The organism is Danxiaibacter flavus, assembly GCF_041060425.1.
In the GTDB taxonomy this organism is placed as follows: Bacteria; Bacteroidota; Bacteroidia; order Chitinophagales; family Chitinophagaceae; genus Danxiaibacter; species Danxiaibacter flavus.
Genome location: NZ_JAULBC010000007.1, coordinates 470,507 through 494,308, shown reverse-complemented (window position 1 = coordinate 494,308; position 23,802 = coordinate 470,507). Strand labels below are relative to the sequence as shown.

Below are 23,802 nucleotides of genomic sequence, written 5' to 3'. Positions count from 1 at the left end.
TTTTCACTTTTCAATTGTCAATTAATTAAAAATCGAATTTAATCCCCTGCGCTAATGGCAATTTAGTGCTCCAGTTGATGGTGTTGGTTTGCCTGCGCATGTAGGCTTTCCATGCATCAGAGCCGCTTTCGCGACCGCCGCCGGTTTCTTTTTCACCACCAAATGCGCCACCTATTTCAGCGCCGCTGGTTCCGATGTTCACGTTGGCTATGCCGCAATCACTTCCCGCATGCGACAGAAATTCTTCAGCTTCCCGCATGTTAACGGTCATGATGGCGGATGATAATCCTTGCGGAACATTGTTCTGCTGTGCGATAGCATCAGAGATGGTATTGTATTTCATCAGGTACAAAATCGGTGCGAAAGTTTCGTGTTGAACTATCTGCATATCGTTTGTAACCTCAGCAATACAGGGCTTTACATAACAACCGCTTTCGTAAGCGTCGCCGTTCAATACACCGCCTTCTACGGCAAACCTGCCGCCTTGTTGCTTACACTGGTCGATGGAATATAAATAAAGCTTTACGGCATCTTTATCAATTAACGGACCGACATGATTGTGTTCATCCAACGGATTGCCGATACGTAATTGCGCGTATGCTTTTACCAGTTTCTCTTTGAATGAGTCGTAAACAGATTCGTGTATAATTAATCTTCTTGTGGAAGTGCAGCGCTGACCTGCAGTCCCCACGGCGCCAAACACACAGCCAATCAGCGACATATCGAGATCTGCATGCTGAGAAATGATAATTGCATTGTTGCCGCCCAATTCAAGAATAGATTTACCTAAACGGGCTGCAACGGCAGAGGCTATTGCTTTCCCCATTCTTGTAGAACCGGTGGCAGAGATCAATGGAACGTTCGTATCCTTTGACATCCATTCACCCACATCTCTTCCTCCCTGTATCAGGGAACAAACGCCTTCCGGTATATCGTTCTTTTTAAATACTTCTGCCACTATCTGCTGACAAGCAATACCGCAAAGAGGTGTTTTTTCACTGGGCTTCCAAATACAGACATTTCCGCAGATCCATGCCAGCATACTGTTCCAGCTCCATACCGCAACAGGAAAATTAAATGCTGAAATAATGCCTACAATACCTAATGGATGCCATTGCTCATACATGCGGTGGCCCGGCCGCTCACTGTGCATTGTTAAGCCGTATAACTGGCGTGAAAGTCCTACAGCGAAATCGCAGATATCAATCATTTCCTGTACCTCTCCATAACCCTCCTGCAGGCTTTTGCCCATTTCATAGCTCACCAGTTTTCCGAGATCTTCTTTTTTTTCACGAAGCGCTTCACCAATCTGGCGAACAATCTCGCCGCGACGCGGAGCTGGCACCTGGCGCCAAACGGCAAATGCTTCCTGTGCCTTGAGCACAATCTGCTGATAAGCAGCTCTGTCAGTAGATTGAACTGAGGCGATCAGTTTGCCGTCAACAGGAGAGAAGGAATCAATTACCTCGCCACTGCTTTCCAGCCACTCGTTACCTGTAGATGAGCCGCTATTGTGTTCCTGTATATTTAACCGGGATAGTATTTCTTTCATACGGAAATATTGAATTTGCAAGATAGGAAAGTCGGGGCAAATCAATGTACGATGTTAGATGTACGGTGTAAGATGTGATGCAATGTACGATGTTAGATGTACGGTGTACGATGTGATGCAATGTACAATGTTAGATGTACGGTGTACGATGTAGAGAAGATGCATGATTTAGTGGAAATTCAACTGCTCTGTGTAGCTGTATTTCAGCCAGCCCGGTTGAGTTGCCGGTACTATTGGTTTGGTGGCCGCAACCGAACATTTCAAATCTCAAATTTCAAATTCCCTAGTTCTTCTTCGCCTTATTCTTCAGCGACCGCTGCTCGAGCTTTATTTCGTTATTATTGCCCTGATCATCTTTGATAGGATCGGGGAGCGGAGCTTCGCCGTCTTTCAATTGCTGGTTAAAAACCTTACTTACATGAACCCATTTGCCGTTGGTCCATTTAAAGCCTTCATAATCGCCGTCCGGGATGAGGGTAAATTTTTTGCTCAGGTCATTCTGCTCACTGATCAGGTGATCAAAAATGATCATATCTAACTCCTCGTCATATACCATCCTGGCACGACCATCCTTCTTAAACTCAAGACAGAAGCGATATGCAGGCTGCGCCGGTTTTAAACTATCTTCTTTGTAATCGAAAAATTTGCCGCCGAATAATGGATTGCCTGCATCATCAAATTGTAATACGTCCAGCCATTTTTTTGTACTGCGGATGTTGTTATCGTCGTAACCGAAAAGTGTATAGAATTTTTTGTTGCCAGCAGTTTTGGTCACCATGCCGTAGTAAATGGCGCCGATCCAGTTGCGCGGCGTTCTCACTGAATCTGTTGGATTGGCCGTAAACTCAGACATGTCAATTAATGGAAACAGTTTCAGGCTTCCATCTGCCGTTTTCATCTGTATGGCACCACGCTGGCGGAAATGATCTTCATCTTTCTGGTATTGCCAGCTAAAGATCCTGAATGAGCTGTCCTGAGGATATAGTTTTGAAATAGTTATAACGGAATCAAAAGGGAAATTGAACGAGTTGGGCACGCGCAATGCTCGCACAAATGCACGGGTAAAAGCGCTGTCGGCCTGAAAGCGATTGGTAGCGTCTATATCAAAGATCATTTTCTTCGACAGCGTTTTCAAAGTATCTTCTTCAACTTTCAGGTGCTGAAAATTTTCATTAGACAATCTTTGAGCAAGCAGTCCATTTAAAGAAACCAGGCAGAACAGAAGAATAATGATTTTTTGCATATTGCTTACCTTAAACAGTGCAATGTTAGCAAACCAACGCCCAAAATTGGTGCTACAAGCAAATTTTATGTTTTTATTTGTTAGAAGCACAAAGGCATAACCGTGGGCGACTTTATGTTGATAGTCAACGGCTTGTTGCCGGTAAATTAATTGCTAACCGTCTCTGCAAACTGCTGCAGACTTTCATAGCGTTCGTCTATCAATGGATGTGGAAACGGCGTTTCGGGATCGGTTGTAGATAAAAACACAGTGGTAACTATACCGGCACTTTTACCAAACTGCATATCTGACAATTTGTTGCCAACCATTATGCTTTTTTTGAAATCGATAGAGGGAAAATCCGTTTTAGCCTGGAAAGCCATACCAGGATTGGGCTTACGGTTGGGGCTTTCATCGGACAAGTCTTTACAGAAATATATTTTATCGATTCTACCGCCGGCATGCTCAATCTGGCTCAACATAAACTGGTGGATCTCATCCAGATCTTCCTGTGACATTAACCCTCTGCCAACACCTTTTTGGTTGGTGACGATCACTATTGTGCCGAACTGCTCATTAAAAGCTTTTAATGATTCCAGCACGCCATCCATAAAAAAGAACTCACTCACATTTCTTATATAGTCGCCAACTTTGTCTCTGTTAATAACACCGTCCCTGTCAAGAAATAAAGTCCAGGTCTTGTCCACAATATGTTTTGCCATAAAAAAATTGCTGCTTTGTTAATACTTTAGAATACGTGGTTAACTAAAAACTTTTTCTTCCACCAACTGGCAAATAATGTGACCAATTAAAATATGGCTTTCCTGTATCCTGGGAGTATCTGTAGCTGGTACATTGAACAGATAGTCGCTTAGTTCCTTCATTGCGCCGCCTGTGAGGCCTGTAAAGCCAATGGTGATTACCTTTTTCTCACGCGCAACTTCAAAAGCTTTAACAATATTGGGAGAATTGCCAGACGTACTCAGGCCAATCAATACATCGCCTTCAACAGCAGTGCCTTCAACCAGTCGTGCATAAATTACATCATAGCTATAGTCATTTGCAACGGCAGTAAGGTAAGACGTGTTGCAATGCAATGCCTCAGCGGGAAGAGCGGCCCTGTTCTTATAAAAACGTCCGGAAAACTCTGCTGCCAGGTGTTGCGCGTCTGCAGCGCTGCCGCCATTACCGCAGAACAGTACTTTCTTTCCGTTTTTAAAGGCCGAGGTTATTTTATTTACAACATCCTCAATGGTCCGGATCATTTGCTCATCTTTCACAATCTGCTGCTTCACTTCAATTGACGCGTTGATAATGCTCTTGATTAAATCGCTCATATTAGAAAAAAATTTAGAGAACGGCAAAGATAGCTATAATGTACGATGTTAGATGTACGATGTGGGGGAGATGTACGATGTTAGGTGTACGATGTCGGATGTGAGGCGGCCGGATGTTTTTGGTACGGAATAAGATTTTTAAGTACGAATTACGAGGTACGAAGTAAGGATATGTACGATGTTAGATGTACGATGTAGGATGTGGGGCGACCAGATGTTTTTAGTACGAAATGTGATATTTAAGTACGAATTACGAGGTACGAAGTACGGGCGCCGCAAGCGGATAGATAATTTTGAATTTTAAGGCGGACAGGGCCGTGAAAATTGATTTGAAACCCGTCCGATCCGGCACGGGCGGGCACGAAGACACCAAGGACACTAAGGGGCACAAAGAATTTGGATAATTAAAGGAGGCGCTAATGCGCTAAAGATCACCAAGCCTTAACTTTTTGCAGAGCTTTTAAATTTGCGGTCTACTATGCATTAGTTTGAGCCTGAAACCTGGTAGTTACCTACATTTTCAATTTTCAACTTTCAATTTTCAATTCACACACCTGAAACCTGAAACCTGACGCCTAATACCTTGCCCTCATTTTCAATTGTCAACTTTCAATTTTCAATTCATCGAAGATTGCGGCTGTCAACACACTCCAACTGTACTTCTTTTTTTCTTCTCGGAGGCCGGGTAGGAAGTGGGCGGGGCCGAGCTGGTAGAGGTGCAGAATTTTTTCGGCGATGTCCTGTGCGTTGGGTTCGGCGATGAGACCGGCTTTTCCATCGGGGACAAACGACGCCAAGCCACCTACGTTAGTAACCATCATTGGTTTCTCGAAATGATAGGCGAGGGGCGTAACGCCACTTTGTGTTGCATTCTTGTAGGGCTGAATAACAAAATCCGCTGCACTTAAATAATATCTTACTTCACTGTCTGTAATGAAGTCCGTTTTCAGGATCAGTCTGTCCCGGATCTGCAGTTGTTGAATTAGTTGATCGTAAGCTGCTTTGTCCTCATAAAATTCACCGGCGATTAATAATTTGATGCCGGCAGCTTTTATTTCTTCATTTGCCATTGCTTGCAACAGCAGGTCCAGTCCTTTGTATTTTCTGATAAAACCAAAGAAAAGGATGATCTTATCATTGAGTGGTAATCCCAGGTGTTTTCTTGCCTCTTCCTGGGGTACCTGTTCACCAAAATTATCGTACAGCGGATGAAGTACAAGCCTCGCAGGTTTTGATGTAAACAGTTTCAAATCGTTCAGCACTTTTTCACTTAAAGTGATAAATGCATCAACGGGCTTTACAAAGTATTTTGTAAACGGTTTGTCACCCGGACGTTTTTCGTGCGGAATTACATTATCCGCAATACAAACGATTCTTGTATGCCTGTTCTTTTTGATGATGCGAAGAATGGTTCCAAGACAAGGTCCCATAAAGGGTAGCCAATAACGAACCACAACAACATCGGGACGCAATTTTTTTATTTCGTTTCCAACTTTGATCCAGTTAAATGGATTGATGGAATTGATGGCAACTTTAATATTCAGATCTGTTGGCGCAGGCTCTGTTGAATACTGCGATGATCCGGGAAAAAGAAATGAAGGGTATTGCAGCGAAAAAGTGTAGATAGTAGTGTCACAACCCTCCGTCTGAAATTGCCTTGCAAGCCTTTCATTAAAAGTGGCAATGCCACCGCCACGCAGCGGGTGTGCGGAACCTATGATCACTACTTTCTGCATGCCTTATTATTCTGCTGAAGTTTTATTAATGCCCAGCTTCTTTTCGATCAGGTAAAAATTACGGCCGGGTGAGTTGCGCGAAATTAATTCGCCAATAAAGCCAGCCAGGAACAACTGTGAGCCAATGATCATTATTGTTAAGGCGATGTAGAATGGCGGCCTGTTACTCAAACCGGTCTCGGGATACATTAACCTTGTTATTACCAGGTAAATGCTCATGATAAAACCCAGAAAGAAACAGATGCTTCCCCAAAAGCCAAAAATATGCATGGGTCTTTTGCCATACTTGCCTACAAACATGATGGATGTAAGATCAAGAAAGCCATTTACAAAACGTTCCCAGCCAAACTTGGTGGTTCCGTATTTGCGTGCCCTGTGTTCAACAACTTTTTCGCCTATCTTTCTAAATCCGGCCCACTTAGCCAGCACCGGAATGTAGCGGTGCATTTCTCCGTACACTTCAATGCTTTTGATCACTTTGTTTTTATAAGCTTTCAAACCGCAGTTGAAGTCGTGCAGGTAAATACCAGACGCCTTGCGCGTTGCCCAGTTAAAAAATTTAGAAGGTATATTCTTGGTAAGCGTGTTATCAAAACGCTTTTTCTTCCACCCACTGATCATATCATACCCATCAACCATAATAAGGTCATATAGTGAAGGAATTTCATCAGGAGAATCCTGCATATCAGCATCCATAGTAATAACTACATCACCCAGCGCGGCTTTAAAGCCTTCGTTCAGCGCCGCTGATTTACCGTAATTGCGTTGGAACTTAATGCCTTTGATACAAGGATTTTTAGAAGATAGCTCTTCTATAACCGCCCAGCTATTGTCAACGCTTCCGTCATCCACCATAATAATCTCGTAGGAATAATTATGAGCAGTAACAACACGCACAATCCAATCGGCCAGTTCCGGTAAAGATTCGTCTTCGTTATATAGTGGAATTACAAGCGATAAATTCATTGTAAAAATTACATGGGTTGTTGTACAGAAAATGGATCTTGTGGTTTCTTTTTAGCAACGGCAGCACCAATTGCCGATCCGATCGCGCCGATAATGGCAAAGAACAACACCAGTCCTCCAATAACAAATGGTACAAAATATTTTCTTCCTATCTCAAGGCCTTTTTCTATCTGTTCGTCGCTCATCTGATTTTTGCTTTCCATTTCTTTTCTTGCCTGCTCCAGGGCCTGGTCAATCATATCAGGAAAAATAAATTTCAGTGCGAGAAAAGTATAAACACTTAGTAAAGCAATAACAACAGCCGTTGTTTTAAAACCATGTGCAAAAATGTTTCCAAACGTAACGTAACCGTCCATTTGATTGGCATAGTTGATACAGGCCCAGATAATGCCAACACACAATATTGCATATTGCACAGAGCCCAGCACTTTATTTTGCATGTTGCCGGTAAAATAAATTACCAGTCCAAACACAATTAAAATCAGTGTGATAATAATGCCCTTAACAACCGGAGTGGTTACTTTTTTTTCCATAAGAGTTTATTTATTGATAAAGATATTCCCTTTATTTATAATTCCTACGACTTCACCTTTCAAAGACTTATCGAAGAAAGGCGAGTTGGAAGATTTACTCTTATTGGTCTCTTTAGCTAAAGTTGTTGTGCCCGATGCTTTAAACAAAGTAAGTTCAGCCTGGCTACCTTCTTCAATTGATGCAGCAGAAAGATGAAAGATGCTTCGTGCATTTGAAGAAAAGAGTGCAGCAATTTTATTCGCAGACAGATCAGGCAATACCGACTGCACAACCGCGTAAGCAGTCTGCAGACCTAACATGCCAGCTTTTGCGTATTCAAATTCACAGACCTTATTGTCCCAATCCTGCGGCAAATGATGTGAAGCAATGCAATCAACCAAACCGCTGCGAACACCTTCTTTCAAAGCTTCTACATCCTCTTTGTTCCGGATAGGAGGCGTTACTTTAAGATTGGTATCGTAAGAGGCAAGATCCTCATCATTAAAATACAAATGGTAAGGTGTTACGGAGCAAGTAACCTGAATACCTGCTTCTTTTGCTTCGCGGATATATTCGAGAGACTTTGCAGTAGATACTCCTGTAAAGTGAATGCTTGAGTTTGCGTATTGCGCCAGCTTAAGATCACGTTCTATAATGATTTCTTCGGCCATTGCAGGAATGCCCGGAAGACCAAGTCTTGTAGATACAACACCCTCGTTGATCAATCCGTACTGGCCGATGCTTTTATCCATAGGAACCTGCACAACCACGCCATTAAATGCTTTTACGTATTGAAGCGCTTTTACAAGTAGTCCCGCAGATTGTACCGGATTAGTACCATCGCTGAATGCTGCAGCCCCGCTCGCCTGCATATCATACATTTCAGCCAACTCTTTTCCTTCACCATTTTTGGTGATGGAACCCAATGGCTGAATATAAACAGGCAGGGAAGAAGATTTTTGAACGATGTATTCAACCTGTGTCTTATTCTGAACAACGGGATTTGTATTAGGCAACACAAACACCCTTGTAAAGCCACCGGCAGCGGCAGTGTTGGCACCCGATTCCAGTGTTTCCTTAAATTCATAGCCTGGGTCTGCAAAATGAGCAAATATGTCCACCCAGCCAGGTGAGACCGTTGTGTTTTGCCCATCTACAACCTGGTCGGCACTATCATCAATATTGTCAGCGATCTTCTGAATAATGCCGTTAGAAATGAAAATATCTTTTACTGAACTGTTGTGAGCAGATACTGGATCTGCTATTGTTACCTTCCGGAGCAGAATATTCATGCGAGGCTTAAAAATTTGTGCGCAAGATAGTAGATTTTTCCAAAAAGCCTTTACATTTGCAACCCGTTAAACGGAAACTTTACAGATAAAAGCAGAAATGTTTTGATTTATAAAGTACAGATTCTCTGTCGTTTTTGTTTTGTTTAACAGTTCGGGTGGTGGCGCAGCCCGGTAGCGCACTTGTATGGGGTGCAAGGGGTCGCAAGTTCGAATCTTGTCCACCCGACAAATAAGGTTTCAAACCGATTCAAAAGCTCGTAAATGATTGATTTACGGGCTTTTTTATTTTAGTTTTATTTCAAATAATATCAAAAGAATTCAAATAATTCGAGAGACATTCTATGAGACTTTTTTACGGCCTAAATTGTCTCTTGAAAATGTTATAAGTCATTTTAAATCAGAACATAAGTGTTCTTTTGATATATTTTGAAACGTTTTGATCAAGTAGATTTTTCGATGAACAGCGTGAGTAAAAACACTAAAAATGTTCGTATGAAAAAAATTAAAACCTTTTCTATTGATTTTATATTAAGGAAGACAAAGTCAGATTTCAGTATAGGATACCTATCTGCCAAAATAACGGTTAATGGAAGATCCATTGAATTTTCATTGAATGAGAAAATTCAAATATCTAGCTGGTCGTCTAGCCATGAAAAAGTAATTGGGAAAGGTATCGAAGTCGACTCGATTAATAATTATATCGGTGATGTAAGGTTTCGAATTCTCGAAAGCAAAAGAGCACTTGAGTCAGGTCGATTTGAAATTACCTGTGAATCAATTAAAGATCATTATAATAATTGTCATATAAGCCAGAAACCGCCAGAGTCAGGTCACACATTAGTAGAGCTAATAGATAAACATAAAAAACTTGAATGCCGAGGTGACAACTTGAAGCCAGGTACTACAAAAAATTATGATACAACAGAAAAATATCTTAAAAACTTTCTCAAGGATTACTTTAAAAAAGATGACGTCGATCTGCTGCATTTGGATTATGAAGCTTTATTAGAATTAGAAAATCATATTAGGACGAAACCTTTAAAAAAACATGACCCCTGCCTGGGCAACGGACTTTATAAGCACATGGAACGTGTCGGAAAAATGTTCGGAATGGCGAAGAAGATGAAATGGATAAAAGATAACCCCTTTGATCAATATACTAAGAAACCTAAAAAGGTTTCAAGAGAAAATTTAAAAATTCACGATTTTATTAAAATAGAAAGGGCGTCGTTTAACGATGAAAGATTGCAATTTGCAAAAGACCTTTTTGTATATGATTGTTACATGGGAGTAAGTTATATTGATCTGGTTGGCCTTGAACCAAAACATTTTGAAGGTATCAATGGCAGGTTGTTTTGTACTGTGTACCGTAATAAAAATACAGAACTTTGCGGAATCCCAGTTCCCGATGCTGCCAAAGAAATAATGGATCAATATGCATCATCGTCAAAAGCCATCTCAAGTGGTAAGATATTTCCCTATATCAGTAACCAGGAACTCAATCGATCTCTCAAAATTATTGCTGAGATCCTTAACATACCTCTCGAACTAGATACACGCATGGCAAGAAGATTTTTTGCAAAGGAGATTAACCTAAAAAATGGTGTTCCGATGGAAACAGTTAGCAAGTTGTTGGGTCATAGCAAGATTAGCACAACAAAGAATAACTATGCTGATGTTGATGAAGAAAAGATACTGGAGGATACAGCTGATGTGCAAAACAAGTTTAGTAGAAAGAAAAGTGCTTTGCGATAGGATGTATTAATTATTAAGTGATCGCAGTTAAGTGACTGTTTTGTAACGTGTATCAACTCGTCAGGATTCAAACTATTATTTGAAATGCTTTACCAGTAAAGGTTTTAAGAACTTGTTGGATGGTTGTTCACCAGTTTGTTCACCGCGATGCAAGATAGTTTTTTTCTTTTAATTTTTTCTGATAGCTGGACCGGACGAACCCCTATCTTCCAGTCAGCAGGTGTAATTTCTCATAAAATAAACAAAGATTTAAGTGATAAAGTTAATAATCGTTTTCCGCAAACAGACGGAATAGGCATTCATTAGAATAATTTTTTTAATGCTTATTACAACTTCATTGTTTGGGCAAAAAAAGATAGCAGCTATTGAAAGAATGTGCCAGTATTGATGTTTGGATACCTGCTAAATGAAAGGAGGCATTTGGAAAACTAGCATGTTATTAGTCGAGTAACGCGCCTTTACCTTTTGGAATTGGGATGAAGGCGCTAGTAATTTGTAAGAGTTGTTGTGTTTTTGCCCTAATATCTCTCCTTGAACCATATATAGTGGAGTATAACTGTTTTTAAAGACTAAATCAGTTACCTTGAGTCCAACATGGAATGCAATAGGAATTCTGTGTTAAACGGTTACTTTGAAAAAAATATTTTAAATCTCCCCAATCATCAGTTTAATCACCTTCTTGCCGATTACCATAAAGGTCTTACAGCTGCATTTTCAAAAAAAATAGATATTAGTCTTGTAATTAAGATTTACTGAGACAATCTATAACAGATTTTAGAACAAATAATAGATATTTGTATTTTAATATATTATATGAGTTGTTTGAATCTTGTCTACCGGACATTCAATTTTAAATCGTTTTAGAAGCATGTAATTTTTTCCAGGGAAAAGTGAATTTTGACTTGTTCATAAAGCAAATCATATTAATTCATTTCAAATTTTGCAAAGGTGAGTAAATACGGGAGTGTCTCTACTGATCAGCCATACCACAATTATCAATATTGACTTCTAATAACCAGGTTCTGTTTTTTATGAGAGTAAAATGTGTAGATGGGTTCGAACGATGAAGTGAAAAGAAGAAACTCGTATGTAAGTCAGTTTGAAATTTCTACAAGCCCATTTTTAACTGCATACATAGCCAAGCCCACCCTGCTTTTTACATTTAGTTTTTCAAATAAAGCGTTCCTATAGCCGTCAATTGTTTTAGGGCTAAGGAACATTTTGTGGGCTATCTCATTATAAGTCATTTCAGTACAGGCAAATTTCAAAAACTCCATTTCCCTTTCATTTAGCAAATGAAAAGCATCCTGGGTTTCATTCAGTTCAGAGGGATGTTGAATTGAATGAATTAGTTTACCAGTAATAAAGTCTGTATAATAATAGCCTTTATTGACAATTGAATTAAGTGCATTTTTCAATTCATTCGGTTCAATATCTTTATACAAATAGCCCTTAACTCCTAGTTTAAGCATTTTTACGATCTGCTCCTCTTTTTCGACCATGCTTATTACGAGTATGTTAACTAGCGGATATGTTTCAACAAGCCATTTGACAGCGTCGAAACCATCCATGCCCGGCATGTTTACATCCATCAGAATAATGTCTGGTTGATTATCTTTTTGAATCTTTTGTTGGAGATCAATTCCATTTTCCGCTTCAAATATAATTTCATATTCCTTATCCATCATTTCGAGAATGCCAATCAAGCCCTTTCGAAATAATTTATGATCGTCAACCAACGCTAATTTTATCGGGGCTGTATGTTTCATACGCAAGGTATTTTAATTATTACAGTTGTGCCAACGCCGACAACACTGGTGATTGTCAGCTTCGAATTTATCATTTTGGCCCTTCGCATTGCCTTCATCAAACCTCCTGAAGTGTTAGTTGACAATGTTTTCTCAACATCAAACCCTCTGCCATCATCCTTTAAAGTTAATGTAATTAAATTTTTGGTAAAATGAAGTTTGATGTTTATCTGCTTAGCATGGCTATGCATAATTGCGTTGTCAAGAATCATCTGGGCTATGCGATAGGCAATTAGAGTTTTTGTATGTTCAAGTTTTATTGGTTCACTACTGCACTCAAAAACAACCGGTAGCGATCCCGCTCGGTTGATGCGACCTGTTTCATGTGTCAATGCACTAAAAAGATTAGTGTTTGCAATGCTTTCCAGCTCAATGTCGAATGACAAAGTCTTAACACCTGCCATTAGCTGCCTTGTCATCTCCGTCATCTCTTCGAGTTTTTTCGCGGTTTTATCATTGTCGCTAATGTCCACAGTGTGCAGCGTCATTTTTATTACACTCGCAACCTGGTTGATGTTGTTGTTTAGTTCGTAGTTGATGTGTTGCAGCGTGCGTTCCTGGGTTTCCATACGAGATTCTAGTTGTGCCTCGGTTATACGCGCCTGCGTTTGTCTGTATTTGTTGTTGATGTCACCATTGATTCTACTAAGGATACAGAAAAAAACTAATCCCGTTAGAATCAGCAAAATTAATATTGCGGCAATAGCGTAGAGTATCATTGTAAACCCTCCAATTTAAATTTCTTTTAAAGCTGTTTATTGTCGTGCTACTATCAATAAGATCAATCGATCTTTCAGCTATAGATGTTGTTTTAATAGAAAATAGGTTGATGCAACTTTTTTTCTCAGATGAATCATTCAAACCTACAACGAATTTAATTTTCCATTGATCGAGATTCAGGAAACCAGTTATTTCCAGCAAACAAAACAGGAAAAAACCCTTTATAAGTTGGGACTTTTTCCCGTTGTGCTGGAATGCGGAGTGTTACAATTTTACATCAGCATTTATTTTAATCGTTATAAAAAATTTTATGCTAACACTTCTAAACATACACCTGGATATTTTGGAGTTTCTACCTTCCATGAAAGCATGGGTGTGGTTCTTCGTGATATTTTTTTTAGTGGTATTGACTATTTATCTCTTTAATTGGAAGAGCAGAAAGTTTGTTGTATCGACTAATGTGTTGAAACTGGATGATGATAATAGTAAAAAACCAAAGAAACAAAGATTCGAAAGATTTAAACCGATACTCCCAATGATTGACAAAGTAATTGGAGAGCTTGAGACGAAAAAAGGCAAAGATGATGCGGAAAGCAAAAATATGCAAATGCTTGAGGAACTTCGTAGTCAAATAGATGGCAATGATGAGGCGATAATGATACCTGAACAACCTTTCATTGCCGACCAATGTTATTACTTGCCAACAGCATCTCTAAAAATAACTGCTACTGCACAAGTAACTGTCCTAAGATCAATTACAGACAACTCAATAATCGAGGCAATCTTGTCGGACTTAACTTTGGATACTACAGTAGCAATTGAGCCAGACACGTCCTTATTGTTGGGATTGAACTATAACTCTTTTTCCTTTGCAAATGACGAACTACGACTCAATGTTAACTCTTCATGCTTATTAGAAGGCGTGTCCGTAGTAACAGAAGACAGACTGAGCAATATTATCGCAGAGATAAGCGAGGCGCCAAAGAAGATCCTTTCGGCACAAGCTGCTGCCTCCTTAATGCAGGAGATTGTATTGCCGCAATATGCAATCGCAGAAACTACCACTTACAAGAAAATATTCATTGTTACCTCTGATGAACTCCAAATAACTCCAATAATTTCCAAAGATTGGATTATCGCGATAGATGGAATTACAAAAGAAGATGTGTTGGTGGATGCTACTTTTGAGATTCAACATAATTGCCCGAAGCAATGCTTCAGTCAAAGCCCTGGTAACATCTATTATGGCATTCTCACTCGGCCACTGTTCAAGCTTGCCATGCAGGCTTTGGTAAAAGCGCCTTCCTTTAATAACCAAAGTCCTGTTCTTTATAATGTGCTAATTCCCGACCCGTCAATTGTTATAGAAGTGCCCATTCAAAGATCCTCTTTGGTTAAGAGAACCAATACGCCTAAATTTTCAAATGGCTTGCTAGTAGAAAACTATATTGTTAAACCAAGCGAGTTTGAAAGTTTTGTTTCTATTCCTATCAACATACTCAAAGCAATATTCTCAATTCCTGCACAGCTTTTGAATTTCAAAATTACTCATGTTAAGCAATTGACTGAATTGGAAAATGCTAATCGCGATTTAAACTCCGCAATTGCATTAAATGATCTGTCTAAAAAAATGCAGGATGTTCAAAATTCAATTAATAATTCTGGACGGACAACAGGCGACCTAAGTCTTAGCTCAAATTCTGAAAATAGAAAAGACACTAGAAATGAATTAATGAACGAAATGAATCAGTTGAAGGTTAAGAAGAACTTACTCGAAAAATTGTCAGCCGTCCCAAGAAATAATCTATTTGCCCAGGATATCGAAAATATTAATAACCTCATTCATCAAATTCAGTTGACCCAAACTAAAATTGATGACTTAAGGATGAAATTGATGTCGATAACAAGTTAAAGAATTATTTTATGAACAAGTATGCTGTATTGTTATGTTTGGGGGATTATTATTCCGATAATTCAACTGGATTTTCGCGATTAGGATTCACGCTTAAAAACACAAACGATTTTAATGCCTTCCTCAATAATCAGAATAGCCCTTGGATAGTATCGCCTATGTTGTATGATAAGACTGCTGGCAAAGCCAATATTCAGTTAAAAATTGAAGATGCTATTAGTCGATGCACCAATAATACAGACTGGTTGCTAATCTACTATACAGGGCACGCTTCAAGATTAATGACCAAAACCCCCGCAGGCTTTCCAGATTTCATTACATATTGTGTAACATATTCAGACAAACTTAAGTTTAACTTTTTCCCAGGATTGGATGAATTCTTTACCGAGATTGATTACAATACTGTTATTGATTCTTTTCATGAAAAAGTACCCAATGGGCATTTAATCACTGTATTAGATTGCTGTAATGCGTTTGGGCTGATAGAAAACTTTGGACAACAAACGGATTTTCATACGATCATTTCATCTTGTTCAGACGGAGTTCCAAGCTACTATAACACTAATAGTGCATTTTTTACGGCTTTTAGAAGATGCTGGGACTTGCCGTTTCAACAGCTCGCGTCAAGTCTAAGAAGCATTATGGCTAGCATAAGGGCACCTAACCGACCTGTAACACAAATAGCAAACAATTTTAGTAATCAATCATTAAATGGATAAATATGAAATACACATTTGTTACATTGATACTGTTTTCTTGTTTCACAATAAACACTCTGGCTCAAAAAGGCCTTAATGAGTTTGAAAAAACAAGAGTTGAGGCAATTCTTGATGAACCCAATTCTATAGCACTAAACAAAGTTCTAAAAGGCGATGATGGTTCCGTTGTCACGACCTTGCAAGCAATTCTAAGAAGTCATGCACTGCAGCTAAACAATGTTCCGGGAACCTACACTACTACAAAAGGTTCGCAAAATTCTATGATTTCGTTGAGTGATTTAATTGATGCAACGATTACGAATATCAATAAAGGAGAAAACGCAGCGGTAGTTGTGGTGTATCGAGATATTGTATTTGGTACCTCTGCAGTTCCAACAAAAATTGATTTTACATCGTTAAAAACAATAATAATTCACAAAAATAAGGACGGTTCAAGCTTTTCCAACTATTTGTTAGCAACCAAAAATATTTTTTTTGTTTTTATTGATGTTGACGATGATTTTTACGCTAATCAAGCTGAAAATGAGGACAAAAAATTATCGAACACAATTATTAAAATTAACTACAAGACGAGTTTCTTTAAGAAAAGTTTCCAAGACACAAAAAACGTTTGGCAAGGTGTTATGGGTGGAAACCCGATAACTAGTACACCTAGGCTCAAAATTACTTTAGTCGAAGTGAACTCACAGAGGATAAAAGATCCATGTGATGTAATCGCAAGCAACAAAACAATTGAGGAAAGTCGATTAACCTTTCCAATTCACGAAAAAAATCTTGCATCTTTTCAAATCGGAGTGGAGAACACCAAATATGCCTTGAATAACTTTTCTATAGAAGATGGTAACCTCGTTGTTAAACCTAATGAAGAACAAAAAGAAGCGTGGAAAAGCAGTCTATATTCCATAATTGAAATACATCTTCCTCGGGACATAGACAACTTCAATCCTATTTGGAAGGATGTTTTTGGTAAGGGACGAGGCAGGTCATTTGGACAATATATACATGATGCTATTTTCCAACGAATCGGTATCTATGGTGGTATTAAGATTAGTAAAGATCCTCTGTCCAATCTTTATTCCGGATTCAATTTCGCAATAACAAAAGAGTTAAGCGTAAACCTAGGATGGACCTGGACCAATCAGATTAACCCACAAGTTACAAATATAGGCGAAATTACGTCTTTGGATGACGCGAAAGAATATGCACAAAGGAGTTATACCGTGGGCAAATTTTCCTGGGGCTTAAGCTTCTCGCCTTCAGCTATTGTTGATATGTTCAAATCGAAATAGTTTTTTGTTTTCGAGAACATGTTTGCTTAACTACTAAACTCCTTTTATGCTAATACAAGTCCCAAACATTGGCAAAAAGTTTTGCAACAAAACTCGTTGCCAGGTACCGCCCTCACCAAACTTATTATTGGAGCTATATGCCGCTTACAGAGGTTTGCAGGATTCAAATCGTTTGCCCAAAGACATCTCCTTCGAACAATATTTTTACATCTGGAGTTCGGGAAGAAGAGGGGAAGATGTTGCTGGGTTAGATGATGGAAAAATCAGGGAAGCAACTGGCGCCGACGAACCCCAGCTAATCGACAGGCCGCCCCAAAAATTGAAGGGTGTTATCAGAACTCTCGTGCTCCTGGTTGATTTTGAAGACAGACCACATGCTGAATTTCGAGAACCATCTTTTTACGAGCAAATGCTTTTTGGCAGCATAGATATATTCCCAACCGGAAGCATGGCTGAATACTATAGGAAAATTAGCAACTACGTCCCAGACAGCAATGGAATTGATATACAAGGAAAAGTATTCGGATGGTTTAGGCTGCCCAATAGAAGCGACTACTATACCAACTCTGCTTCCGGTATGGGTAATTATCCGCGTAACTCACAAGGCATGGCAGAGGATGCGATAAAAGAAGCAATAAAACAGGGTGTTGATTTTAACGGATATGATATGCTGGGAGAGGGTTCGGTAACAGCATTGTTCATTATTCACTCCGGTAGAGGTGCAGAAGAAAGTGGAAGTCGTAATGATATTTGGAGCTTGAAATGGTTGGTGCCTAATGAAATTAAAGTTGGGTTAGAGCTTGTAGCCAAAACATTTTTAACCGTGCCGGAAAATTGCCAGATGGGTGTTTGTGCACACGAATGGGGGCACCTTGCGGCAAGATGGGCTGATTTCTATGACACCGGTAAAAGCAACATAACAAAATCTAATGGGCTTGGTAATTATTGTTTAATGGCTTCCGGTTCATGGAACAATGGTGGCATCACGCCCGGGTTGCCAAATGGAATGCTCAGGATGTTTCACGATTGGATTGCGCCCACAGAAATAACGCAAACAACTAAAGGCATCGTATTGAAACCAGCATCAGAGAAGGGCAGTATTGTGCTGATAAAAAATCTTGCGCGAATGCCAAGGCCGCAGCAATACGTGTTTGTGGAATACAGGCGCCGCAGTGGGCAGGATAGTTTTTTGCCGGATGAAGGCGTGGCAATTTATACAGTCGACGAAGATATAGACAACGTGAATGATGAAAACAATCTTGCCATAGAGCTAATGCAGGCTGATGGTCGACGAGATCTGGCAAAAGTGTTTGGCTTGGGTAACAGGGGAGACGGCGATGATTTATATCCGGCAACTATCAATGGCAACCTTGTCAATTCAATTGAGCAGACTGGAACACCAAGTCTCAAGTTAGCTGATAATAACTGGTCCGGCATATCAATCCTCATCAAAGGAAATCCCGGCGATAATCAGATGGTTATCGACGTAATCATAACACCGTAAAAGTTTTCGGCAGTAAATTAAGGTATGGGAATGATATAGTAACCCCTAAATCTTTTTTCTTCAAGTTCATTTTACATACCTGCAAACAAACTATTTGTAACAGTCGGCTCAGAAAAAGCGCACACCCCTTGCGAGGAAAGAAAAAAATAAATAACTTAAACAAACGGAGCAACCTATTTGTAAAACCTAAAACTTAAAATTATGCCAGTTGACGTAACAAAATCAATTTTTTTTGCCGGAGGAAGAGTAGTACATCCGGAAAATGTAGACGACTCTGTAACACAAGGAATAAAACTTACTAAAATCGATGGCGAGAATGGAGGTTGGGTTATTGATATCCAAGTTTTTATTCCGGATGTGGAAGCAAAGGGTATCATCAACAAATATGACGACTTTATTTTGGACGCAGGCGACGACTTTGAGAAAAAAATACAGAACCAGGTTTATTTTGAAGCGTTTGATGCAGACAAGAAATCGATCGTGGTGAAGCTTGATGCCATAGAGCTGACCGTGTTAAAAGGATTTAAGCAAGAGGATGGTCAAATCATGTTAAGAATGAGTCCATCTGGCGGTGTTGGAAAAACACAAAACTCAAACATTAAAACACAGAACGCAGACACAACGCTGGCTGCCGCAATGCAAGAACCGGTCCACAGTTCAAATTAACAAATAGTCGCTGGGTTAGGATGGAGCTGATAATAATCGCTTCCATATTAATAACGGAAAGTTTTTCAGGCATCACTAGTTGAGTACTTGAAAAGCTTTCTGCAGTTATATCAACTAGAATTAAGCAGGATTAAACTCTATTCATGTCACAAAACGCATCGTAAAATTTTAAGAAGGGCTGGCTTCCTCCATCATTTAGGAAATCCGGAAAACAATTGGCTAGGTTTGGATTTTGTGAATACACCTGGTTCTGGAGACTTAAAGGTGGATATTTAGAATTCTGCAGCGTTAGCCCAAATCCATAATTAAGAAGATTAAAATATTTTTTATCAATAAAGCTGTCGGTGCTGTTAAAAAATGAAACGCCAACGAATGAACTACTTTGAACTGCTTGCAATGATTGCTGAAGGCTTACTGCAGCAGTTTTTAAATTGACAAATTTGGAGAATCCCTTATTTATTTTTTCGATCAGGTAAGTAGTAAACACTAAAAGGTCAATTTGGGCTTCGTTGCTGGGCAAACAATAGGTGGCATAGTTAAAGCATTGTCCCAAAGTTTGATCCAAACAGGCAAACACCCGTGTGCCTTGCTGCTTCAAAAGCAAAATCTCGTTCATCAAATCCGAAAAAGATTTCTTGATGGCAACATATTGCTCAGGCACTAATTTCTTACAAACAATTTTCCATGTACCATCGATGTCTTTCTGAAATTTTTTATAGTATTTATCCTTTTCATCTTTAATTGTGCTCAAAAACAACATGGCCAGATCTTGAGTACCTACCGGGGGCTGTGCCGCTTTCAACGCTTCAAAAATACCGCGGTAATTAAACCCCGGGTGACTGATTCCCGAAACCGGTGCAACAAAGTAATCGACACAGTCTTTTAGCTCAAATTGAGTAAATACACTCTGCATTAAACAGTTAAACATTACGAGAAGATCAAGCTTGCCATAAACGTCCTTTATCGTTTCTGCAATATCCCTGTTGCTTAGGATGATATCTTTGTCGATTTCTTCCAAAATCTTCTCCCTACTTCCTATCAGTTCTTTTTTCAACGAGCCGTCATTGTTGAAAAAATGCTCAGGCGTAGCAGCGTTATTCACAAAATACTGATTTACATCAATTTTATCCAATATATTGACTTTCGTAGGTGTAGGCTGGTCCTTAGATTTTGGCTGCTGATTGCAGAACGACAAATCTACTAGTCTGTTATAAACCGGCTGCAGGGAATAGTTGGGTGATGAAATCAAGTTGATGCCGAAAATAGAACCATGTCCAAAAGTGATTAATGCATGTTTTTTTGCAGTGACTTTCGATTTTATGTCTTTCAATAATTTGGATAATTTCGCACTCGATGTCATATCGCCATCTGAAGGAATGTGCCTTGCAACTGTATCGAGTCTTGAAGGGTCTTTGTTCACTATATTAATTACTTCTCTAACTTTAATCTGTTTATTCTCCTCGAAAAATTCCAGCCTGTTTTCTACAAGAACTACTTTATAATTATTATTATATTTTATATCTTCAAACGCATTAAACAGGTGATTCTTTTGACATTCCATTGGAATAAACCCAGCCGTAGGACCGTTAAGCTGGTCAAGATATTTGTGATTATAAACAAGTATTATAATCAACCATTCAGGGTTAGTGGTATTATCGTCGCTCATGTTATGTTGCATTTATTTTTTTACGTAATAAATTTGAGTGTATACGCTCAAGATGTGGAGACCCGGGATTTAGCGTTTTATTCTCAAAGAGATGGCATTAGTAACTACAATATACATAAAATAATTCAGGATAATAAAAAGTTTATGTGGATTGCTACGCAGGATGGGCTTAACCGTTTTGATGGCAGAATTTTTACAATTTATAACAAAGGATTGGAGAAAAAGAAAGAACTGTTTTCCAACGACATCAGGGATTTGATTTATGATGAGGGACGACAGATAGTGTGGGCGATATGCAATTTGGGGGGCATTAACGGCATTGATGTAATTACCGGAGAGGTTAAGTATGCTATTCCTTTTAACAACGATCACCTGAGTGAAAGCTGGCGTATTGCGGCTAAGCGGCTAAATGACTACATTTATATTGCAACCTCAGGTGGACTGGAGATTTTTAACGTCCGGACAGCTGCGTTTGAGGATGGTAAAATTCATGGCACCAAGAATCTAAACTTGCTGCAAAAGGATATTCGAACGGTAGAGGTTGACAAAAATGGCAACGTTTGGTGCGGCATTTTGGATGTTGGATTAGTTATATACAACCCAACGAGAAATTCGATTATAAAAACCATTCCTTACTTTTCAATTACACAAGTTTCCGACAACTCTACGTTTTGGCCGTTGTCTGGCACAATAACCAATGAGAACACTTATTACCTGGGTACCAAAAACGGTTTGTATAAACTGACGTTTGACAGAACCTACTCGCATGTTGCACAACAGATCTACTTCAACAAAAGATCGCCATCCTATAAGCAGGAAATAAACTACATCTTGTCAAAAGGAAACAGCTCCTTATATCTATGCGCCAATAACCTCACGGTGTATAATCATTTGACGAATAAAAGCATTGAGTTGCAACCGCGAAAAACTAGCGACAGGAAGCTACTTGCTGATCTAACTGTTTGTTATGAGGACTCGAACAAAAATATATGGGTAGGCTGTAAACAAGGGCTCGCAGTACTTAAAAACCTGAAAAGTCCATTCTTTCCGATAATCAACTCAAGACTTTTTAATGATAAGTTGAGTCATTTGTATGCCGTGCAACCGCTGAATGACAAGCAAACGCTGGTTGGAGTGAAGAGCGGGCTGCTTCTCGTTAATGGCGACAGCTATGTTAAACAATTAACGCAGGGTAATCGTGTGCAAAATGTTTTTTGCATTAAGCGCGGAGAATTTGTCATTTCGGGCAAGGATGAACTTAAACTGTTTGCTCATGGCAAAGTAAACATGCTTGCAAATGTCTATCGCGAATTTGTACCCTACAGGCATTGGGAATTGAACAGCGCTGTGGGGATTGGTGATTCAATGCTCATCGTTGGTTCTGAAAATAATGAAGGCGTGCTGATATGGAATTATAAAAAACATTCAATCCAACGATTGGAAGACGACGAAGCAAATGAGCAATCCCGGTTATTTTCAAACAATATCAATTCCATTTTTCTAAATGGCAAGGAACACCCGGTCATTCTATCAGATTTTGGACTGACCGAGTTTTATCCCGGGGACATGAAAACGAAACGCGTTACTTTTCAGAATCAACAACTGGGTAATAAGATAGGAGTTCTTATGGATATGACTGAAACCGCTGATTATTATTGGATAAATGCTTACGGCGAAGGGTTGCTAAAGACCGACAAGAATTTTAACCTCTTAAAAATCTACACACTAAAACAAGGATTAGGAAATTCAGGGCTATACAAGGTGTTTAATTTTAAAGACAGCCTGTTGCTTCTTACAAGCAACTATGGGTTATCCATTTTTGACATTAAGTCGGAGACCTTTACACGATACTATGACACAGATGGCTTGCAGGATAATACGTTTGAAGAAGCGTGCGGCGCTGTATATAAAAATAAATATTACGCTGGTGGCGTCAATGGTTTTGTTATTGTTGATCCCAAATTCCTTGCTGTTCAAAACACTCCTCCGCTGTTGTATATCGAAGGCGTAAAAATCCAGACTGCTGACAACATTATAGACTCTTCTAATCTCGAAATGCAAACGCTTAACATTCCCAGCAGTGCTTCTCAAACAAACGTGTATTTTACCGTTGTAGATTACGTAAGTCCTTTTAACATCAAATATGAATATCAAATTAATAAAAAGAATAACCCGTGGATAGATATCGGTAGTCAAAATTTCATTTCACTTACAGGGTTAAAGCCTGGTGACTATGATATACATATTAGAGCCTGCAACACAAACAATGTGTGGAGTGCAACAAAAACAATCAAACTGATTTTTCTTCCAAAGTGGTATGAAACTGTTCTCTTCAAGGTCGCAGTCTTTTCACTTTTCACAAGCCTTTTGTTTGGTGCTTATAGATACCGACTAAACCAGCTAAAGGAAAAAGAAGAGGTCCGTAAAAACATCGCGAGAGATTTACATGATGATATAGGAAGTACGTTGAATAGCGTAAAAATTTTTGCGCATTTAGCAGAAACTTCTGCTGAACAACATATGTATTTTTCGCTGATTAAGGATTCGATAAAACAAGCCTCTCTTAGTTTGCGCGATATGATTTGGATATTGGATAATTCAGATGACGCATTTGAATTCCTTATTCAACGACTACAGGCTTTTATAAATCCTGTAGCTGATGCAAGTAAAATTAATGTTGAATTCAAAATTGACAATTTAATTAGGTCCCAGGCATTATCGAAAACTGAAAAGAGAAATCTTCTGTTTATAGTCAAAGAAGTTGTTACAAATAGCATCAAGTATGCAGATTGTAGCAAAATTGTTATTTCTTTTTCTATGAATGGAACTGTCAAGGAAATTAATATAAGAGATAATGGAAATGGATTTGATTTGAGTGCAGTGCCAAAGGGCAATGGGTTGAGAAATATTAAGCTGAGAGCAAATCAAATAAAATACTCCTGCTTTATACATTCTCAATTAAATCAGGGGACAGAAACCGTATTGATATCGAGGGTAATCATTGATCAAAAAAGAAAATCTTTCGCAAAAGCGCTGATGAAATCATTGTTTAGATGGAAATAATAATTGTAGTAGCCGATTACAATCAGTTACCACCAATAGTGTTGCCTCATGATATTGCATACGAAAAAACTGTAGGCCACGT

Annotated in this window: 18 protein-coding genes and 1 tRNA gene; 8 read left to right on the top strand and 11 right to left on the bottom strand. The window is 39.1% G+C overall.

Going from position 1 to position 23,802, the window contains the following annotated elements; genetic code table 11:
- Positions 1-25 precede the first annotated feature (25 nt).
- The 8 genes from amaB to QTN47_RS21335 all read right to left on the bottom strand — a co-directional run bounded on the left by amaB (position 26) and on the right by QTN47_RS21335 (position 8,618).
- A complete protein-coding gene (amaB, locus tag QTN47_RS21370) occupies positions 26-1,552 on the bottom strand; it encodes an L-piperidine-6-carboxylate dehydrogenase (protein WP_369331462.1) in 1,527 nt (508 codons plus the stop codon).
- 283 nt (positions 1,553-1,835) lie between these two features.
- Positions 1,836-2,795 carry a hypothetical protein gene (locus QTN47_RS21365; RefSeq protein WP_369331461.1) on the bottom strand — a complete coding sequence of 320 codons (960 nt, stop codon included), beginning with the start codon at positions 2,793-2,795 and terminating at the stop codon, positions 1,836-1,838.
- A gap of 146 nt (positions 2,796-2,941) precedes the next feature.
- A complete protein-coding gene (locus QTN47_RS21360; protein WP_369331460.1) occupies positions 2,942-3,496 on the bottom strand; it encodes a D-glycero-alpha-D-manno-heptose-1,7-bisphosphate 7-phosphatase in 555 nt (184 codons plus the stop codon).
- Between the two features lie 39 nt (positions 3,497-3,535).
- Positions 3,536-4,111, bottom strand: a complete 576-nt coding sequence (locus QTN47_RS21355; protein ID WP_369331459.1) for a D-sedoheptulose-7-phosphate isomerase — start codon at positions 4,109-4,111, stop codon at positions 3,536-3,538.
- 602 nt (positions 4,112-4,713) lie between these two features.
- The gene (locus tag QTN47_RS21350; RefSeq protein WP_369331458.1) at positions 4,714-5,847 is read right to left on the bottom strand and encodes a glycosyltransferase; all 1,134 of its coding nucleotides are present in this window, start codon (positions 5,845-5,847) and stop codon (positions 4,714-4,716) included.
- 6 nt (positions 5,848-5,853) lie between these two features.
- On the bottom strand, positions 5,854-6,813 hold the full coding sequence (locus QTN47_RS21345) for a glycosyltransferase family 2 protein (protein ID WP_369331457.1): 960 nt from the start codon (positions 6,811-6,813) through the stop codon (positions 5,854-5,856).
- An 8-nt stretch (positions 6,814-6,821) separates the two neighbouring features.
- Positions 6,822-7,346, bottom strand: a complete 525-nt coding sequence (locus tag QTN47_RS21340; RefSeq protein ID WP_369331456.1) for a DUF4199 domain-containing protein — start codon at positions 7,344-7,346, stop codon at positions 6,822-6,824.
- A gap of 6 nt (positions 7,347-7,352) precedes the next feature.
- Positions 7,353-8,618: a dihydroorotase gene (locus QTN47_RS21335; protein WP_369331455.1), complete on the bottom strand. Its 1,266-nt coding sequence runs from the start codon at positions 8,616-8,618 to the stop codon at positions 7,353-7,355.
- Positions 8,619-8,770: 152 nt separating this feature from the next.
- On the opposite strand from QTN47_RS21335, the gene QTN47_RS21330 reads away from it, so the two are divergent.
- A tRNA-Pro gene (locus tag QTN47_RS21330) sits at positions 8,771-8,844 on the top strand.
- A gap of 266 nt (positions 8,845-9,110) precedes the next feature.
- Entirely contained in the window at positions 9,111-10,373 is a 1,263-nt protein-coding gene (locus QTN47_RS21325; protein ID WP_369331454.1) for a site-specific integrase, read from the top strand.
- 1,094 nt (positions 10,374-11,467) lie between these two features.
- Here QTN47_RS21325 and QTN47_RS21320 read toward each other — a convergent pair.
- Complete coding sequence (locus QTN47_RS21320; RefSeq protein ID WP_369331453.1) at positions 11,468-12,142, bottom strand: response regulator transcription factor; 675 nt, start codon at positions 12,140-12,142, stop codon at positions 11,468-11,470.
- A complete protein-coding gene (locus QTN47_RS21315) occupies positions 12,139-12,750 on the bottom strand; it encodes a sensor histidine kinase (protein ID WP_369331452.1) in 612 nt (203 codons plus the stop codon). Before QTN47_RS21315 ends, QTN47_RS21320 begins: the two co-directional genes overlap by 4 nt.
- 461 nt (positions 12,751-13,211) lie before the next feature.
- Here QTN47_RS21315 and QTN47_RS21310 point away from each other — a divergent pair, with 461 nt between their 5' ends.
- From QTN47_RS21310 to QTN47_RS21290, 5 genes are all read left to right on the top strand, one after another.
- Complete coding sequence (locus tag QTN47_RS21310) at positions 13,212-14,813, top strand: hypothetical protein (protein ID WP_369331451.1); 1,602 nt, start codon at positions 13,212-13,214, stop codon at positions 14,811-14,813.
- A gap of 11 nt (positions 14,814-14,824) precedes the next feature.
- On the top strand, positions 14,825-15,532 hold the full coding sequence (locus tag QTN47_RS21305; RefSeq protein WP_369331450.1) for a hypothetical protein: 708 nt from the start codon (positions 14,825-14,827) through the stop codon (positions 15,530-15,532).
- A 2-nt stretch (positions 15,533-15,534) separates the two neighbouring features.
- Positions 15,535-16,821: a hypothetical protein gene (locus tag QTN47_RS21300; protein ID WP_369331449.1), complete on the top strand. Its 1,287-nt coding sequence runs from the start codon at positions 15,535-15,537 to the stop codon at positions 16,819-16,821.
- A gap of 46 nt (positions 16,822-16,867) precedes the next feature.
- The gene (locus QTN47_RS21295) at positions 16,868-18,325 is read left to right on the top strand and encodes a M6 family metalloprotease domain-containing protein (protein WP_369331448.1); all 1,458 of its coding nucleotides are present in this window, start codon (positions 16,868-16,870) and stop codon (positions 18,323-18,325) included.
- Positions 18,326-18,526: 201 nt separating this feature from the next.
- The gene (locus tag QTN47_RS21290; RefSeq protein ID WP_369331447.1) at positions 18,527-18,991 is read left to right on the top strand and encodes a hypothetical protein; all 465 of its coding nucleotides are present in this window, start codon (positions 18,527-18,529) and stop codon (positions 18,989-18,991) included.
- A gap of 130 nt (positions 18,992-19,121) precedes the next feature.
- Here QTN47_RS21290 and QTN47_RS21285 read toward each other — a convergent pair whose 3' ends face one another.
- The gene (locus tag QTN47_RS21285; protein ID WP_369331446.1) at positions 19,122-20,657 is read right to left on the bottom strand and encodes a clostripain-related cysteine peptidase; all 1,536 of its coding nucleotides are present in this window, start codon (positions 20,655-20,657) and stop codon (positions 19,122-19,124) included.
- Between the two features lie 33 nt (positions 20,658-20,690).
- Here QTN47_RS21285 and QTN47_RS21280 point away from each other — a divergent pair, with 33 nt between their 5' ends.
- Complete coding sequence (locus tag QTN47_RS21280) at positions 20,691-23,720, top strand: sensor histidine kinase (protein ID WP_369331445.1); 3,030 nt, start codon at positions 20,691-20,693, stop codon at positions 23,718-23,720.
- The last annotated feature ends 82 nt before the right edge of the window (positions 23,721-23,802 follow it).